Raw genomic sequence first — 15667 nt, 5'->3', positions numbered from 1 at the left:
CAGCCTCACCAGAGACCAGCCTCACCAGAGACCAGCCCACCAGAGACCGACATCCTCACGCAGCGACGTCGAGGCGTGCGCGACCGCCGAGCCTCGGGGTCTGCGCAGGATCGACGTATCGCGGCGGAATGAACCACACCCGCGCGCCGCTCCCAGTCCCCCTCCTACTCCCGCCCCCACTCCTACTCATACTCCCGGCATCGTCGATACGGATCTCCCACCCGTTGTCGTGGATGCGGTGGTGACACGTTTCGCACAGCAGTACCCCGTTGGAGAGGTCGGTCGGCCCGTGATCTCGTTTCCACCAGCGGATGTGATGGGCCTTCGTCATCTCGGGCGGCAATCCGCACATCGCGCATCCCCCGTCGCGCTCCACCAGCGCCAGCCGTTGTGCGCGGGTGAACAGCCGCTTCTCCCGACCCCATTCGAGGATCTCGCTGTCGCCACCGAGAACGCACGGGATCACACCGCCACCGGCCGCCATCCTGCGCGCAGCTCCGACGCTGACCGGGTGATCGACACCATCCAGGGTCGCCGACCCCGTGCCGGCTTCCAGATCGTCGAGGTTCATCCGCACGATCACCGTCGCACCCGCTACCGGCACCCGCTGCTCGCACCCGAGCACGTGCGCACAGAACACCGCCAGAGCATCAGCTTGGATCATCGGCACCGTCCGGCGGTCCGCATCGGGCGCACCCTCGTCGGGCGCATCTTTTCGCGCGGCGAACGCGGCGGTCACGTACCCCCGGATCGCGGTGACCACCGGAGCCGCGGTCTCGACGTCGAGCACCGCGTTCAGATGCACCATGCCGTCACGCTCGAACAGCGATAGCGCACGTCTGTTGCGCCGTTCGTCCTCCCTGGGCTCCAGACCGTCCGGGTCGAGCCATGCTTCCGCGCGGACCACGAGCTTGCGCACATCGTCGAGCGCCAAACCCGCCGCTTTCTCCGCCAGCACCCGCTCGCCTTCGGCGATACGCTCCGCTCCCGCGGCGATCCGACAGCGATCGAGGAGCGCGATGATCATCGCGGCGGCCGGGGCGCCGAGCGCACCCGAGTCGAGTGCCGTACTCACCGACGGGTACTTCGCCGGCAGAGGGGCGCCCAGGAGGTCGCTGCGGGGTGCAGTCGCTTCGCCCACCTTGACGAGGCGCGAGGCATCGCCCGTCGACACTCCCGTCGCAGCCGCGATCAGCGTCGCCGGATTGCGGTAGCCCTGCTGCTTCGCCAGGCTCTCCGCGCCGAGCTCTGGACGCGACTCACGCGATATGCACGCCGCCACCGAGACATGCACGGCATCCAACCGACGCCGCAGCACCCCGATCGACTCGCTCACCGCCATCAGCTGCTCGCGCGACAGGTCTCCGGAGTCGTCGGCATCCGACCACGCCTCATCGAGGCGGGACATCGCCTCGTGCAACGCGGTCAATCTGGACATGCTTCATTTTATCGCGGATCGTGCCGAGATTCGAAGATTTGTTCGATCGCATGCCGGTGAGACCGGTATCCCGAAAGCCACCCTCGCCGGACCGACCCACCAGGCCCACCAGGCCCACCAGGCCCGCCAGGCCCGCCCGACCCGCCCGACCCGCCCGGCCTGCCCGGGCCACCCGGACACAGGAGCCGCCGGAGTGCCTCACTGCACGTCGGTGAACAATCCCATGACCTCCGGTCCCATCTCGACCTGGCTCAGGACGACTCGGAACGAGCCGTCCTGGTCGATCCAGAAGTCCGTCCCATGCCCACCCGACCAGCCGAACCGGCCGACGTGCTCACCCTCGGTCTGCACCGCGACGCCGAATCCCCACCCCGTGCCCTCCCAGAATCCCGGGAAGAAGCTGTCCGCGGTCTTCGCTGCGGCCGGCACCTGGTCCGAACGCATCAGCGCGAGCAGCTCCGGGTCGAGGACGACACTCCCGCGATGGCGCCCGCCGGCGGCCAGCATCCCCGCGAACACGGCATAGTCGGCGGCCGTCGACACGAGTTCCGAGTGATTGAGATCGAACGGCGCAGGCGCGACGGAGAACCCTGCGGCCGCCGGCTCGATCTCGACCAGCTGGCCCTCCTGGTGCCGGTATGCCGCGGGCAGCCGATGCGCCTGGTCGACGGGAACCGTGAAACCCGTGTCGACCATTCCCAGCGGTCCGAAGAGGTCACGCCGAAGGTGCTCCTCCAGCGACCCGTCGACCACTCGTGAGAGCAGGATCCCGAGGATGCCGAAGGAGTGGTGGTAGCGCCATCCGGTGCCGGGCTCGAACGCGAGCGGGAGCGCGGTCAGCGCGTCCAGCCACTCCTGTGCGCCCATCGCGACCGGCTTCTGCCCCGCGACCGTCCGATTCCTGATCATCGCCTCGGCGAGCGGCGACGACACGACCTGCACGCCGTAGCCCGAGGTGTTGGTGAGCAGATGACGCAGAGTGATGGGCGTCGTCGCAGGCGCGACGTCGTCGAGGGGAGCATCCGGCACGCGCAGCACCTGACGATCGGCGAGCTCAGGCACCCACTTCTCGACGGGATCGTCGAGAAGGAGGCGCCCCGCCTGCACGAGGCGCAGTGCGGCGACCGCGAGGATCGGTTTGGTCATCGACTGGATGCGCACGATCGCATCCGCCGGCAGGTCTCCGGACGCGACGATCTCGAACGACCCACCGGGTTCACCGTGCACGCCGATGATCCCCGGCGCCGTGCCTCGCGCGACGTGTTCATCCAGGATCCGTGCGAGCGACGTCGTCATGCAGTCGATTCAACCGGGCCGCAGCACCCCTGTCCACGCCTCGACGGCGATAGGGCAACGACGAGAAGAGGCCCCGGATGCGAAATCCGGGGCCTCTTCAGGGGAGGCGCGTCAGCGCTTGCCGGCGATCTGACGCCCGACGAGGTCGCGCATGATCTCGTTCGTGCCGCCGTAGATGCGGTGCACTCGGGCATCGGTGAACGCGCGGGCGATCGGGTACTCCATGATGTAGCCGTAGCCCCCGTGCAGCTGCACTCCCGTGTCGAGCACCTCCCACTCGCGTTCGGTCGCCCAGAACTTCACCTTCGCGGCATCCTCGGCGGACAGCTTCCCCTCCGAGTAGGCCCGGAGCGCGCGGTCGATGTAGGCCCACATCGCATCGGTGGTCGCGGACATGTCGGCGAGGCGGAAGCGGGTGTTCTGGAAGTCGGCGATGCGCTCACCGAACGCCTCGCGGTCCTTCGTGTAGGCGATGGTCCAGTCGAGGGCGGCCTGTGCGGCTGCAGCTGCGGCGACGCCGATCGAGAGGCGCTCGAGTGGCAGGTTCAGCATCAGCTGGATGAAGCCCTGACCCTCTTTGCCACTGATGAGGTTCTCGTCGGGGACGAACACGTCCGTGAAGCTGAGCTCGGCCGTGTCCCAGCCGTGGAAGCCCATCTTGCTGAGCTTCTTCCCCTGGTCGAAGCCCTCCATGCCCTTCTCGACGAGCAGGAGGCTGAACGCGTCCGGACGGTTGCCCTCACCGGTCTTGACGAAGGTCACCACGACGTCGGCGGTCGTGCCGGAGGAGATGAACGTCTTCGCACCGTTGAGGATGTAGCCGCCGTCGACCTTCTTGGCGTTGGTCTTGATCCCGCGCAGGTCGGAGCCCGCGCCGGGGTCGGTCATCGCGAGGGCGCCGAGCACCTCGCCGGTGGCCATGCGGGGCAGCCACTTCTCCTTCTGCTCCTGCGTGCCCATGTGCACGAGGTAGGGGACGGCCAGGTCGTCCTGGATGCCGAACGCACCGGCCAGCGAGCCCGCACCGGAGGCGATGACCTCCTCCATGACGATCGTGCGGAAGCGGTAGTCCTGCAGCATCCCCGCGCCGCCGAATTCCTCGGGGACGGAGAGCCCGATCAGACCGGCCTCGCCGGCCGCCAGCATGGTCGCGCGGTCGATCTCGCCCGCGGCATCCCACCGCTCGATCGCTTCGCCTGTCACGTGGCGCTTGACGAAGTCCTTGACCAGGTCCCGGAAAGCCTCGTGATCCTCGTCATAGATGTCGCGTTCCATGCCGTCCTCCTGAACGTGTCGTGCATCATTGCTCCGGAGATTCTACGACGCCGCGGAGGCCGGGGACAGGACGTTGTGAGAATGCATCCCATAAAACGTGAGACTGGGTTCCGCGGTTGTCGGATGCCGCAACCACGGCCTTCCCACCCGGTTCAGTGCGAGTAATCGGGCGCAGCGGGGAGCCCGAAGAACTCCTCCAGCGTATGGAATCCGCCCTCGTGGTATGCCGCCGCGAGGTCGACCCCGACGTAGCGGAGGTGCCACGGCTCCGGGGCGTATCCGGTGACCGGGGTGCCGACCTGCTCGTAGCGCACGATGAATCCGTACTCCCAGGCGTGAGCGGCGACCCAGTCGCTCTGGGCGGTGCCGCCGAAGCCGTCGAGTCCGCCGCAGCCCGCACCGCACGCCACCACATCGAGGGCGAGACCCGTCTGGTGCTCGCTGTGACCGGGGCGAGCCGAGCCGGCATCCGCCTCCGCCTGCCCCTGCGAACGCACGTGCGAGCCGTAGGTCGTCACCTGAAGACCATAGGAGCGGTAGCCGTTGTTCGCCCCGATGCGTCCCACGCCGGCCGCGGCTGCCGCATCCGCCATCCGGCCGACGGCGGCGGCCACGTCGGAGCGCACACGTCCGGACGGCGTCGTCATCTGCAGCGGCACCTGAGCGAGGTCCGCCGGCTCGTAGGCGGGGGGATTCAGCGGCAGCGACTTGTTCACCACCACCCAGAGGCGTGCGGGGTCACTGAGCGAGACGCAGGGGGCATTGCCCGCCACCACCGCCTCGCGGAAGGCCGCCCCTCCCCCGAAGCCCGCGATCGCGCCCGCATCGTCGCCGTTCGCGATGGCCTGCTGCACCGACGGCTCGGCACAGGGGTCGGCCGCCGTGGTCGCAGCGACCTTGACCGGCGGGACCTGCATGACCGCGACCGGCACGGGCATGACCTCGGCGTCGGACGACGGCACCGGACCGGACCCGATCGAGCAGAGGATGCCGATCGCCGTCAGGGCGACGCCGATCGGGAGAGCGGGTCCGCGGATCGGGGACCGCGGCGCCGCATGCTGAGCGTGCGGCAGAAAGGGCATTGGTCCATCATCTCATTCGAAGATAGTTATGAGAGCGGCTTGCATCAGGATCGATCATCTGTTCGAATGGTCGAATGCGGTGGCAAGGACAGAAACTCGGCGAGACGGATGCGTCCGCGCTCCCCGGCCTCGAAGACCGATCCAGCGTTCTGCGCTCGGTGACCACGCCCGAGTTCGCGGGCATGACGTTCCACGAGGTGCTGTCGAAGTCGGCACTGAACCATGTCCCCGGCGCCTCGCGTATGCCGTTCGCATGGACTATCAACCCGTACCGCGGATGCTCTCATGCCTGCGTCTACTGCTTCGCCCGCGGCACGCACGAGTACCTCGACCTCGACGGCGGCTCCGATTTCGACTCGCAGATCGTCGTGAAGGTGAATGTCGTCGAGGTGCTCGAACGCGAGCTGCGCAAGGGCAGCTGGGAGCACGAGACCGTCGCCCTCGGGACCAACACCGATCCGTACCAGCGCGCCGAGGGCCGCTACAAGCTCATGCCGGGGATCATCCAGGCCCTCGCCGCATCGGGAACCCCGATCTCCATCCTCACGAAGGGAACGCTGATCCGTCGAGACATCCCGCTGCTCGTGAAGGCCGCGCAGCGTGTGCCGATCGATGTGCAGATGTCGATCGCGATGTACGACGACGACTTGCAGAAGGCCATCGAGCCGGGGGCACCGACGACGCAGGCCCGCCTCGACACCGTGCGAGCACTGGCGGATGCGGGTTTCCCCGTGACCGTCTTCCTCATGCCGATCATGCCCCATATGACCGACTCCCTCGCCGCGATCGACAGCGCCCTCGTGCGCATCAGAGAGGCCGGTGCACGCTCGGTCATCTATGGAGCCCTGCACCTGCGACCCGGCGTGAAGCCGTGGTTCTTCCAGTGGCTCGACGCGAATCGCCCCGACCTCGTCTCGTCGTACCGCGGCCTGTACCCGGGAGCCTCCGCCGAGGCGCCGAAGGGGTACAGACAGTGGCTCGCGAAACGCACTCGTCCACTCATCCGCATGCATGGACTCGACGGCCGCCACGAGGACGACTACCCCCGGCGAGGCCTTCGACCGGGGCAGGGTCACGTGCAGTCGGGCCCTCGAGTGGCATTCGCACCCAGCGCGCGATCCGAGGCATCACCCGCACAGCCGATGCTCTTCTGAGAGCGCTGGTCCGGCGCTCCTTCGCCGGCCGCGTAGGCTCGGGGATCATGGCGATCGGTTCCACAGTCCACACATTCGAGGTGCAGCTCGCTGACACCGATCGCGGCGTCTACGAGGACTACTCGCTGCGCGCGGCCCGGCATCCGTCCGAGACCGATGCGTACATGCTCACCCGGGTGCTCGCCTACGGGTTGGAGTTCGCCGAGGGCATCGCGTTCGGTGGCAGCATCTCCTCGACGGAGGAACCTGCAGTGCTCGTACGCGACCTCACCGGGCTCATCACGGCCTGGGTCGAGATCGGCGCGCCCGATGCCGAGCGCCTGCACTACGGCAGCCGTCTCGCCGAGCGCACCGTCGTGTACACGCACCGCGACCCCGCCAAGGTGATGGCACCGTGGACGGACAAACGCATCCACCGCCGCGAGGACATCCGCGTCTACAGCTTCGATCCCGGGTTCATCGAGACCGCTTCGGCCCTCATCGAGCGCCGGAACACCATGACCCTCACCGTGACCGAGGGCGTGATCTACCTCGACCTCAACGGCACGAACCTGACTTCCGCCGTGCACGTGCACGAGCTGGCCTGACCCCGCGCCCACTCTCCCCGCACGACGAAGGCCCCGCCTGCGAGCGCAGGACGGGGCCTTCGTGAAGGAGACTCAGGCGGTCAGGTCGGCCGCGGTCGGCACGCGACCGGCGATCTCCTCGATCACGTCGTCGTCCAGACGGGCGTTCTCGAACGGGGCGTCGATCTCGGCGCGATCGAGCAGCTCGGTCATGCGGCGCTGACGCTGACGCGTGATCAGCGTGACGACGCGACCCGAGCGACCGGCACGACCGGTGCGACCCGAGCGGTGCAGGTACGTCTTGTACTCGTCGGGCGCATCGGCCTGGACGACCAGGTCGATGTCGTCGACGTGGATGCCGCGGGCGGCGACGTCCGTGGCGACGAGCACGTTCACGCGACCCGAGGTCAGCCGCTCCAGGTTGCGCGTGCGTTTGGCCTGGTTCAGGTCTCCGTGCAGCGAGACGGCGGGGATCCCGGCGTCGTCGAACTGCTCGGCGAGCATGTCGGCGTAGGCGCGGGTGCGGGCGAACACGAGCGTCTTGCCGTCGCGGTCGACGAGCGACGTGAGGATGTCGGCCTTGTCGCGGTGCTCGATCACGAGAACGCGGTGCTCGATCGTCGAGGAGTCCTGGTCCTCACCGGCGACCTCGTAGACGGCCGGGTCGACGAGGAACTCGTCGACGAGCGCGGCGACCTCGCGGTCCAGCGTCGCCGAGAACAGCAGCTTCTGGCTGCCTTCCGCGGTGTGACGGAGGATGCGCTGCACGGGCTCGACGAACCCGAGCTCGCACATGTGGTCGGCCTCGTCGAGCACCGCGATGCGGCAGTCGGAGAGGTCGAGCTTGCCCTGGTTGATGAGGTCCTCGATGCGACCGGGGGTGCCGATCACGATGTCGACGCCCTTCTTGAGCGCACCCACCTGACGGCCCTGCGGCACACCACCGTAGATCTGCGTGGTGAACAGGCCGACGCTGCGCGCGATCGGCTGGATGGTGCGGTCGATCTGCAGCGCGAGCTCGCGGGTCGGAGCGAGGATGATCGCGCGCGGCGAACGTCCGAACTCACGGCGCTTGCCGGCCTGCGACTGCAGCACACGCTCGACGAGCGGTGCGCCGAAGGCGATGGTCTTGCCGGAGCCGGTGCGGCCACGGGCGAGCACATCGCGACCGGCGAGCACGGCAGGGATGCTGGCGGCCTGGATCGGGAACGGCGTCGCAGCGCCCATTCCGACGAGTGTCTCGACGATGTTCGAGCCGAGACCCAGATCGCCGAACGTCACACCATCGACCTCGACGGCCGCGACGGACTTCGCTTCGAGGCGCTCGTGGACGACATCGTCACCGGGCGCGAACTTCGCTCCGGTCGAGGCCGGACGGCTGGTGGCATTCCAGTCGTTGCGGCTCGGGCGCTCATTGCGTGCCGGGCGGCCACGGGTGTCCGAGGTCAGCGGACGGGGACGCTCGGTGCGGTAGGCGCCGCCGGTCGACGGACGCTCGCGCCCACCCTCGAAGGAACGCTGGGTGCGGTCGCGGTCGAAAGCACGACGTGCGCGGTCGGCGTCGAAGGAACGCTCGGGGCGCTCGGCGCCACGGTCGTTCGAGCGGGTGCGGTCGAAGCTGCGGTCGTCGCGCCGCGGACGCTCGTCGCGCTCGAACCGGGGACGGTCGTTGCCGCGGTCGTTGAAGCGGGGACGCTCGCCGCCACGGCGATCGTCCCGAACCGGACGTCCGCCATCGCGGTGGTCGTTGTCGCGGAAGCCCTGACGCTGGGTGCCGGCACCGCGGTCGTCGCGACGCGCACGGTCGTCACGGTCATACCGGGGGCGGTCTCCGCCACGGTCGTCACGGTAGGTGCCGGGGCCGGTCGGACGCTGTCCGCCACGGTCATCGCGACGCGGACGGTCGTCGAAACGGCCGCCGGCGCTGGGACGGTCGTTGTAGCGAGGGCGCTCGGAGCGGTCGTCGTTGCGGTGGTGCGGAGCCTCACGGCGCCCGGACTCGGCACGGTTGCGAATCGCGCGGGCCTCATCGCGGCCTGCGCGCTCGGACGCACCCCACCGCTGCTTGGGAGCACCGCCCTCGGCCTCGGCCGGGCGGTAGCCCCGGTGACCGGCGCTGCGGCTGCCCGGACGACGGTCGTATCCGCCTGCGGCGGGAGCGGAGCGGCGGTCACCGGCATCCGCGCGTCCACCGCGCTCATCGCGCGCACCGTCGCGGGCGGGCCCGCCGTTGTGGCGATCGTGGAAGGAGGTCTTCTTGGCGCCGTAGCGCGGCTCGAAGTTGGCGGCGGGACGCCCGCCGCGGGGCTTCTTGTTCTTCGGCATTGCGGTGTTCTTTCTGTGTTCTCGCACGAGAACAGCGCCGCGCACACGCGCGAGCACCCAGCGCGTGGTCGGATGCGACCAGCGGGGTTCCGGACTGTCAGCGGCCGGGGCCATTCATGTGATGGTTGATTTGCGTCGATCGACGCTCACCATCGGCCCCTGGACTCACACTTCACACACATAAAACGTCCGCGCCAACGCGCGGGTGTCCGAAGCCGACCGTTCAAGTGTAGCCGACGCTCCTGAGAGACCGCACAGACCCCCGGTGCCGACCGGGTGCCTCTACGCTGAGGGAGTGATTTCCGTCTCCCCCACCGGCACCCAGATCGCCCTGCAGCTCGGCGACGTCACGGCCCAGATCGCTCAGGTCGGCGCCTCCCTCCGTTCGCTGCGCATCGGGGGCGTCGACCTCGTGCCGCCGTATCCTGAGGACTCTCCGACCCCATCGTGCTCCGGAGTGGTCCTCGCCCCGTGGCCGAACAGGGTGCGTGATGGCCGATGGGACGATGCGGGTACGGTCAGACAGCTCGCCATCACGGAGCCCAAACTCGGCAATGCGAGCCACGGCCTGCTGCGTTTCACCGCCTACGAGGTCGCCCAGACCGAGACGGCAGCGGTGCTCCGCGCGACGATCGTGCCCCAGACCGGATACCCGTACCTGATCGAGACCGCCGTCACATACACCCTCACCGCCGACGGCATCGATGTCGTGCACACCCTGACCAACCGTTCGACCGGCCCAGCCCCGGTCGCTCTCGGAACCCACCCCTTCGTCACGATCGGCGACGTCGATCCGCGCGACCTCGTCCTGCGGATCCCCGCGGAGACCGCCATCGAAACGGACGAGCGGATGCTGCCGACCGGCACCCGACCGGCCGACGCCACCCTGCGAGAAGGGGCACGCCTCGGCGATGTCTCCCTCGACACCGGCTTCGCAGACCTGACCCGCGACGCTGACGGAATCGTCCGTCACTCCCTCACCGCACCGGACGGCCGACAGGTCACGCTCTGGCAGGGAGAAGGCTTCGACTACGTGCAGGTGTACACCACGCCCGCCTATCCCGGACAGAGCCTGGCCGTCGCGATCGAACCCATGACCGCGCCCGCCGATGCGCTGAACAGCGGCCTCGGCATCCGGCGCCTCGACCCCGACGAGACCTGGACCCTGCACTGGGGCATCACCCTGAGCTGACAGCCCCACACTCTCTCCGCGACAGCCCCACACTCCCTTCGCGAGCATCCTCCGCGAAAACGGAGACCGAATGACGCCCGGCCGGCGAGTCGGATGGGGACTCGCCGGGCGCGGCACACATGGTCTCCGTTTCGGCCGGACGGAGCCGGGAGCGTGCTCTACTCCCCGCGCTCCCGCAGCTCACGCCGTGTGAGCTGCGGCGCGTGCGGCAGGCCGGACGCGTCGATCAGCACCGGGGAACCGGGGCCCGTCGCGGCGGCAGGTGCGGCGGGATCGGTCGGGGCGTCCGGAGCGGGCGCTGCACCGGCATCCGAGCCCCCGGCCTTGCGGGCAGCGCGGCGCTCCTTGGCACCCTCGACGAGGTTGTACAGCGTCGGCAGCACGATCAGCGTCAACACGGTCGACGAGATCAGGCCGCCGATCACGACGATCGCGAGGGGCTGCGAGATGAAGCCGCCGTGGCCCGTGATGCCGAGCGCCATCGGAGTCAGAGCCAGGATCGTCGCGAGCGCGGTCATGAGGATCGGCCGCAGACGCTTCTCCCCACCGGCCTTGACCGCCTCGATCGTCGACAGACCCTTCTCCCGGTACTGGTTCACGAGGTCGACGAGCACGATCGCGTTCGTCACCACGATGCCGATGAGCATCAGCACGCCGATCAACGACGCGACGCCGAGCGGCACGCCCGTGATGATCTGCAGCAGGATCGCCCCGGTCGCCGCGAACGGCACCGAGATGAGCAGTAGCAGCGGCTGGCGCAGCGACTTGAAGGTCGCGACCATGACCACGTAGACGATCAGGATCGCCGCGAGCATCGCCAGCCCCAGCTGCGAGAACGAGTCGGCCTGCTGGGACGCGACACCGCCCACCTCGGCGGATGCACCGTCGGGCAGGTCGACCGCCGCGAGCGCGGTGTTCACCGACTGCGTGGCCGTGGCGAGGTTGTCGGACGCCGGCGGCACGGTGATCGTCGCAGTACGACGGCCCTGCTCCGTGGTGATCGAGGTGGGTCCGTTCTGCTGCTCGACGGTCGCGATGTCCTGCAGCTGCACGATGCCGGCGGGCGTCGGGATGGTGAGCTGCTTGAGCGCATCGACCGTGGTCGGTGGGTTCGGAGTCACGATGTAGACCGTCAGCGCGGTGTCGTCGATCTCGACGGATCCGGCCTGCTGCGGGCGCATGGTGCCCGAGACGATGGCACCGACCGCGACCTCCGAGAGTCCTCGTTGCGCGGCGGCTTCCCGGTCGACCACGACGGCGATGTACGGCAGCGACGCGGCGAGGTTGTCGCTCACCTGGCCGACGCCGTCCTTCCCGTCGAGTTCCTTGACCAGCGCGGTGGTCGCCGTCTGGAGGTCGTCCGAGTCCGAGGCGCTGACCGTGATCTCGATGTCGCTCGATCCGAAGCCGGCCGAGGCCGAGACCGCGACATCCCCGACCTCGTCACCGAGGCCGTCGATCGCATCCTGCACATCCGCGCGGAGCTTCTCCTGATCGGCGTTCGAATCGGTGAGCACCGAGTACGTGACGCCCGCACCGCCCGAGAAGGCGTCGCTGAGCGCCGAACCGCTGGTGCCGATCGAGGCCTGCACGTGCTCGATGCCGTCGATGTCGAGCAGGGCGTCTTCGACCGCCACCGCCGCATCCGACTTGGCCTGCAGACTCGCCGTCGGGCCGAGGTCCTGCGTGATCGTCATGGTGTTCTGGCCGGAGTCGCCGAGGAAGTTGACCTTCATCAGCGGCGCTGCGGCGAGCGTGGCGCCGAGCACGACGACCGCCAGGATCACCGTGACACCGGAGTGCTTGAGCGTCCAGCCCAGGATCGGCCGGTACTGCCGCTGCAGCCACGTCGGCGGAGCGTCGGGGTGCTCTGGGTCGATCGCGTCGCCGTGCTCGTCGAGCAACGGCTTGCCCGGCTTGAGGAACCAGTAGGCGAGCACCGGCACGATCGTCAGGGCTACCAGGAGCGAGGCGACCATCGCGATCGTCACGGTCATCGCGAACGGCCGGAAGAGCTCGCCGACCATGTCGCCGACGAAGACGATCGGCAGGAAGACCGCCACGGTCGTGATGGTGGACGCCGTGATCGCCATCGCGACCTCGCGCACCGCGAGGCGGATCGCATCGCCCTTGTCGGCATCGCCCACGTAGTGACGTTTGATGTTCTCGATCACGACGATGGAGTCGTCGACCACTCGACCGATCGCGATCGTGAGCGCACCGAGGGTGAGCACGTTCAGCGAGTAGCCGAACGCCTGCAGCCCGATGAAGGTGATGAGCACGCTGGTGGGGATCGAGATCGCGGTGACGAGGGTGGAGCGCACCGACATCAGGAAGACGAGGATCACGAGCACCGCGAACACCAGGCCGAGCATTCCCTCGGTGGCGAGCGTCTCGATCGACTGCACGATGAACGGCGCCTGGTCGAAGATCACCGTGAAGGTCGCGTCCGGGAAGGCGTCGCCGATCGTGTCGAGCGCGGCGATCACGCCGTTGGACACCTCCACGGTGTTCGCGGCCGGGAGCTTCGTGATCGAGATCGACAGCGCATCCTTGCCGTCGACACGGGAGATGGAGGTGACGGGATCGGACTCCTGCACGACCGTCGCGACATCGCCGATCGTGACGTCGCTGCCCACCAGCGGAAGGGCGGCGATCTCCTCGACCGAGGTGATCTTCGCGCCCGTCTGCACCGTCAGCGTCTGACCGTTCTCGGTGATGTCGCCACCGGGGAACAGCGTGCCGTTCTGGTCGAGTGCGTCGTTGATCGCCGAGGTGCTCTGGCCGGCAGCAGCGAGCTTCGCCACGTCGGGCGTGATGCTGATGCGCTGACCGACCCCGCCCACGATCTCGGCCGCGTTGACGCCGTCGACGTCTTCGAGTTCGGGGATCGCGACGGATTCGAGCTGGGCCTGGGCGTTGTCCGCGTCCTCGAACCCGGTGACGGCCACCTGGATCACGGGGAAGTCGTCGATGGAGACCGACAGCACCTGCGGCGTCACATCCTCCGGCAGCTGGGACGAGATGCGGTTGATCGCCTGCTGGATCTTCTGCTCTGCCGTGGCGAGGTTCGTGCCGTAGGCGAACATCGCCTGCACGATCGACGCGTTCGTGGTGCTCGTCGCCGTCGTCGACTCCAGGCCGGGGACGCCCTGGATCGCCGCTTCCACCGGGGTGGACACGTCGTTCTCGACGACCTCGGGCGATGCGCCGGGGTAGGTCGTCATGACGACGAGCGCCGGCAGCTCGAGCGAGGGGATGAGCTCCTGCTTGAGGTTCGTGAGCGCGAGGCCGCCGAACACCGCCGCGACGATGGTGATCAGCGCGATGAGCGCGCGGTTCTTGAGGCTCAGGATGGCGAGTTTCGACAAGGCGGTTTCCTCGGTGTCAGGGTGTGGCTGTCGCTGCGGAGGGGGTGGAGACGGAATCTCCGAGGATCCGCGCCAGTGCGGACTCGATGAAGGACTGGGCAAGGCGGTCGTCGCGGATCTGCGTGCTCCACATGACGCCGTCGATGAAGATCATCGCCGCTCTGGCACGGTCTTCGCCATAGGTGGGCGTGAGCAGATCGACCAGGCGGTCCGACAGATGACGAGCGAGATCGCGCAGGCGGGGGTCGTGCACGGCGGCGGTGACCACCGCACGGTCGGCCTGCACGGCGTGATGGTCGTCCATGCTCTCGAACACCAGCGCGGCGATGACGTCGGGGCTGTCGCCGCGTTCGGCGATGGTCTGACGCACTCCGTCGAGGCGGGCATCGACCTCTTCCGCGAGGGCGCGGAACGCGGCAGCCCTGAGGTCGTCGAGGGTGTCGAAGTACTGGGTGGTGGCCCCGAGAGGCACCCCGGCACGCGCGGCCACCATACGGTGTGTGACCGCTTCGGCACCCACCTCGACGATGAGCTCGGCGGTCGCGGTCACGATGTCCCGACGGCGCGCCTCAGGGTCACGTCGCCGACGCTCCCCGTGCCTCATCCCGCCCCCTTGGACATCCGTACATGTACGTTTGTACATTTTCCGGATGTGAGGGCGCTGGGAGGGGCGTCGCCCCAGCGTTTCGAATCGCGCACATGGTTCGATCTGGGCCGCCGATGCCCCCCGTTGCGCGATTCGAAGACGGGTGGGTTCAGACCAGCGCGGCCTCGACCTGCCCGCGCTCGAAGTAGGCGACGAGCTCGGGATCCAACGGCGGAATCTCGATCGCCGATCCGTCGCCACGCAGCGACGCGGTGGCGAGGATGCCGGCGGCGACGGCCTCGCGGGCCGCGACGGGCGACGTCTCGGTGAGTCCGCCGTGCCGCACGAAGCGCAGGAACTCCGCGACGAGCAGGGCGTCCGCACCGTCGTGCCCGGCGTCTGGCACCTCCGGGACGATGAAGGTCTCGTCGGCCGCCGCCGCTCCGGCATGACGCCGATTCCACAGCTTGACCTCACTGCCGGCCACGTCGCCGAAGTTCTCGATGCGACCCTCGGTGCCGATCACGGTGTAGTTGCGCCAGTAGTCGGGCGTGAAGTGGCACTGCTGGTATGACGCGAAGATCCCGCCCTCCAGCTGCATGTTCACCATCGAGATGTCCTCGACGTCGACCACCGGGTGCAGGCCGGTGAGCGCGGTCGGCGGCCAGTTGTCCATGCTGAACCAGTCGGGCATCCGCTCCCCCGTCCTGTCGCGCCGGTCGGTGATGTCGCCGTACACGCTGAGCGCTCCCATCGCGGAGACCCGCTCGCTGTAGGCACCCGCGAGCCAGTGGATGATGTCGATGTCGTGGGCGCCCTTCTGCAGCAGCAGCCCGGTGGTGCGGCGACGGTCGGCGTGCCAGTCCTTGAAGTAGAAGTCGCCGCCGTGCCCGACGAAGTGGCGCACCCAGACGGCCTTGACCTGACCGATGCGGCCGCTCTGGATCAGCCCGCGCATCAGTGTGATGACGGGCATGTGCCGCATGTTGTGGCCGATGTAGAGCCCGGTGCCGGTACGGCGTGCGGTCTCGAGCATGCGGTCGGCGTCGGCGAGGTCGATCGCGAGGGGTTTCTCGCAGAACACGGGCACGCCGGCTTCGAGCGCGCGGATGCTGAGCGCGGCGTGCGTGTCGTCGGGGGTGAGCACCATGACGGCGTCGACGCCCGAGGAGAGCAGCTCGTCGAGCGAGTCGGTGATGAGCGCGTCCGGCACGAGCAGGCGGGCGTCCTCCCGGGCACGCGGGGCGAGGTCGCACACGGCGGAGATGCGCGAGCCGTGCCCCGGTCGATGCACCTCTTCCTGCAGGGTGGAGCGCGCGCCGAAGCCGATAATGCCGATCTGGAGATCCACGATGGTCCTTCTTGTGTGATGAGTCTGTGCG

Annotated in this window: 11 protein-coding genes; 3 read left to right on the top strand and 8 right to left on the bottom strand. The window is 68.6% G+C overall.

Features of this window, described 5'->3' with window-relative positions; genetic code table 11:
• Positions 1-55 precede the first annotated feature (55 nt).
• The 4 genes from ABRP18_RS02770 to ABRP18_RS02755 form a co-directional block, all read right to left on the bottom strand.
• The gene (locus ABRP18_RS02770) at positions 56-1438 is read right to left on the bottom strand and encodes an HNH endonuclease signature motif containing protein (RefSeq protein ID WP_227751333.1); all 1383 of its coding nucleotides are present in this window, start codon (positions 1436-1438) and stop codon (positions 56-58) included.
• 198 nt (positions 1439-1636) lie between these two features.
• A complete protein-coding gene (locus ABRP18_RS02765) occupies positions 1637-2734 on the bottom strand; it encodes a serine hydrolase domain-containing protein (RefSeq protein WP_349885492.1) in 1098 nt (365 codons plus the stop codon).
• 111 nt (positions 2735-2845) lie between these two features.
• On the bottom strand, positions 2846-4009 hold the full coding sequence (locus ABRP18_RS02760; protein WP_046746493.1) for an acyl-CoA dehydrogenase family protein: 1164 nt from the start codon (positions 4007-4009) through the stop codon (positions 2846-2848).
• Positions 4010-4161: 152 nt separating this feature from the next.
• Positions 4162-5091, bottom strand: a complete 930-nt coding sequence (locus tag ABRP18_RS02755) for a M15 family metallopeptidase (protein ID WP_058631662.1) — start codon at positions 5089-5091, stop codon at positions 4162-4164.
• Positions 5092-5165: 74 nt separating this feature from the next.
• Between ABRP18_RS02755 and ABRP18_RS02750 the strand changes: the two genes are divergently transcribed.
• Together ABRP18_RS02750 and ABRP18_RS02745 are read left to right on the top strand one after the other, a co-directional pair.
• Positions 5166-6245 (top strand): Rv2578c family radical SAM protein, encoded by a 1080-nt coding sequence (locus tag ABRP18_RS02750; RefSeq protein ID WP_193762480.1) that lies wholly within the window; start codon positions 5166-5168, stop codon positions 6243-6245.
• A 47-nt stretch (positions 6246-6292) separates the two neighbouring features.
• The gene (locus tag ABRP18_RS02745; RefSeq protein WP_046746496.1) at positions 6293-6832 is read left to right on the top strand and encodes a YaeQ family protein; all 540 of its coding nucleotides are present in this window, start codon (positions 6293-6295) and stop codon (positions 6830-6832) included.
• Positions 6833-6904: 72 nt separating this feature from the next.
• Here ABRP18_RS02745 and ABRP18_RS02740 read toward each other — a convergent pair whose 3' ends face one another.
• Positions 6905-9136: a DEAD/DEAH box helicase gene (locus ABRP18_RS02740; RefSeq protein ID WP_179516325.1), complete on the bottom strand. Its 2232-nt coding sequence runs from the start codon at positions 9134-9136 to the stop codon at positions 6905-6907.
• A gap of 295 nt (positions 9137-9431) precedes the next feature.
• Between ABRP18_RS02740 and ABRP18_RS02735 the strand changes: the two genes are divergently transcribed.
• A complete protein-coding gene (locus ABRP18_RS02735; protein WP_349885491.1) occupies positions 9432-10328 on the top strand; it encodes an aldose 1-epimerase family protein in 897 nt (298 codons plus the stop codon).
• A gap of 158 nt (positions 10329-10486) precedes the next feature.
• Here the strand turns inward: ABRP18_RS02735 and ABRP18_RS02730 are convergent, their stop codons facing one another.
• From ABRP18_RS02730 to ABRP18_RS02720, 3 genes are all read right to left on the bottom strand, one after another.
• A complete protein-coding gene (locus ABRP18_RS02730; protein ID WP_179516323.1) occupies positions 10487-13699 on the bottom strand; it encodes an efflux RND transporter permease subunit in 3213 nt (1070 codons plus the stop codon).
• A 16-nt stretch (positions 13700-13715) separates the two neighbouring features.
• Entirely contained in the window at positions 13716-14303 is a 588-nt protein-coding gene (locus tag ABRP18_RS02725; RefSeq protein WP_349885490.1) for a TetR family transcriptional regulator, read from the bottom strand.
• 151 nt (positions 14304-14454) lie between these two features.
• A complete protein-coding gene (locus tag ABRP18_RS02720; protein WP_308431965.1) occupies positions 14455-15636 on the bottom strand; it encodes a Gfo/Idh/MocA family oxidoreductase in 1182 nt (393 codons plus the stop codon).
• Between the last annotated feature and the right edge of the window lie 31 nt (positions 15637-15667).

Source organism: Microbacterium sp. WHRI 7836 (assembly GCF_040223885.2).
Taxonomy (GTDB): Bacteria; Actinomycetota; Actinomycetes; order Actinomycetales; family Microbacteriaceae; genus Microbacterium; species Microbacterium oxydans.
Note: the sequence above shows the minus strand (reverse complement) of the source record. Positions and strands in the feature narration are given on the sequence as shown.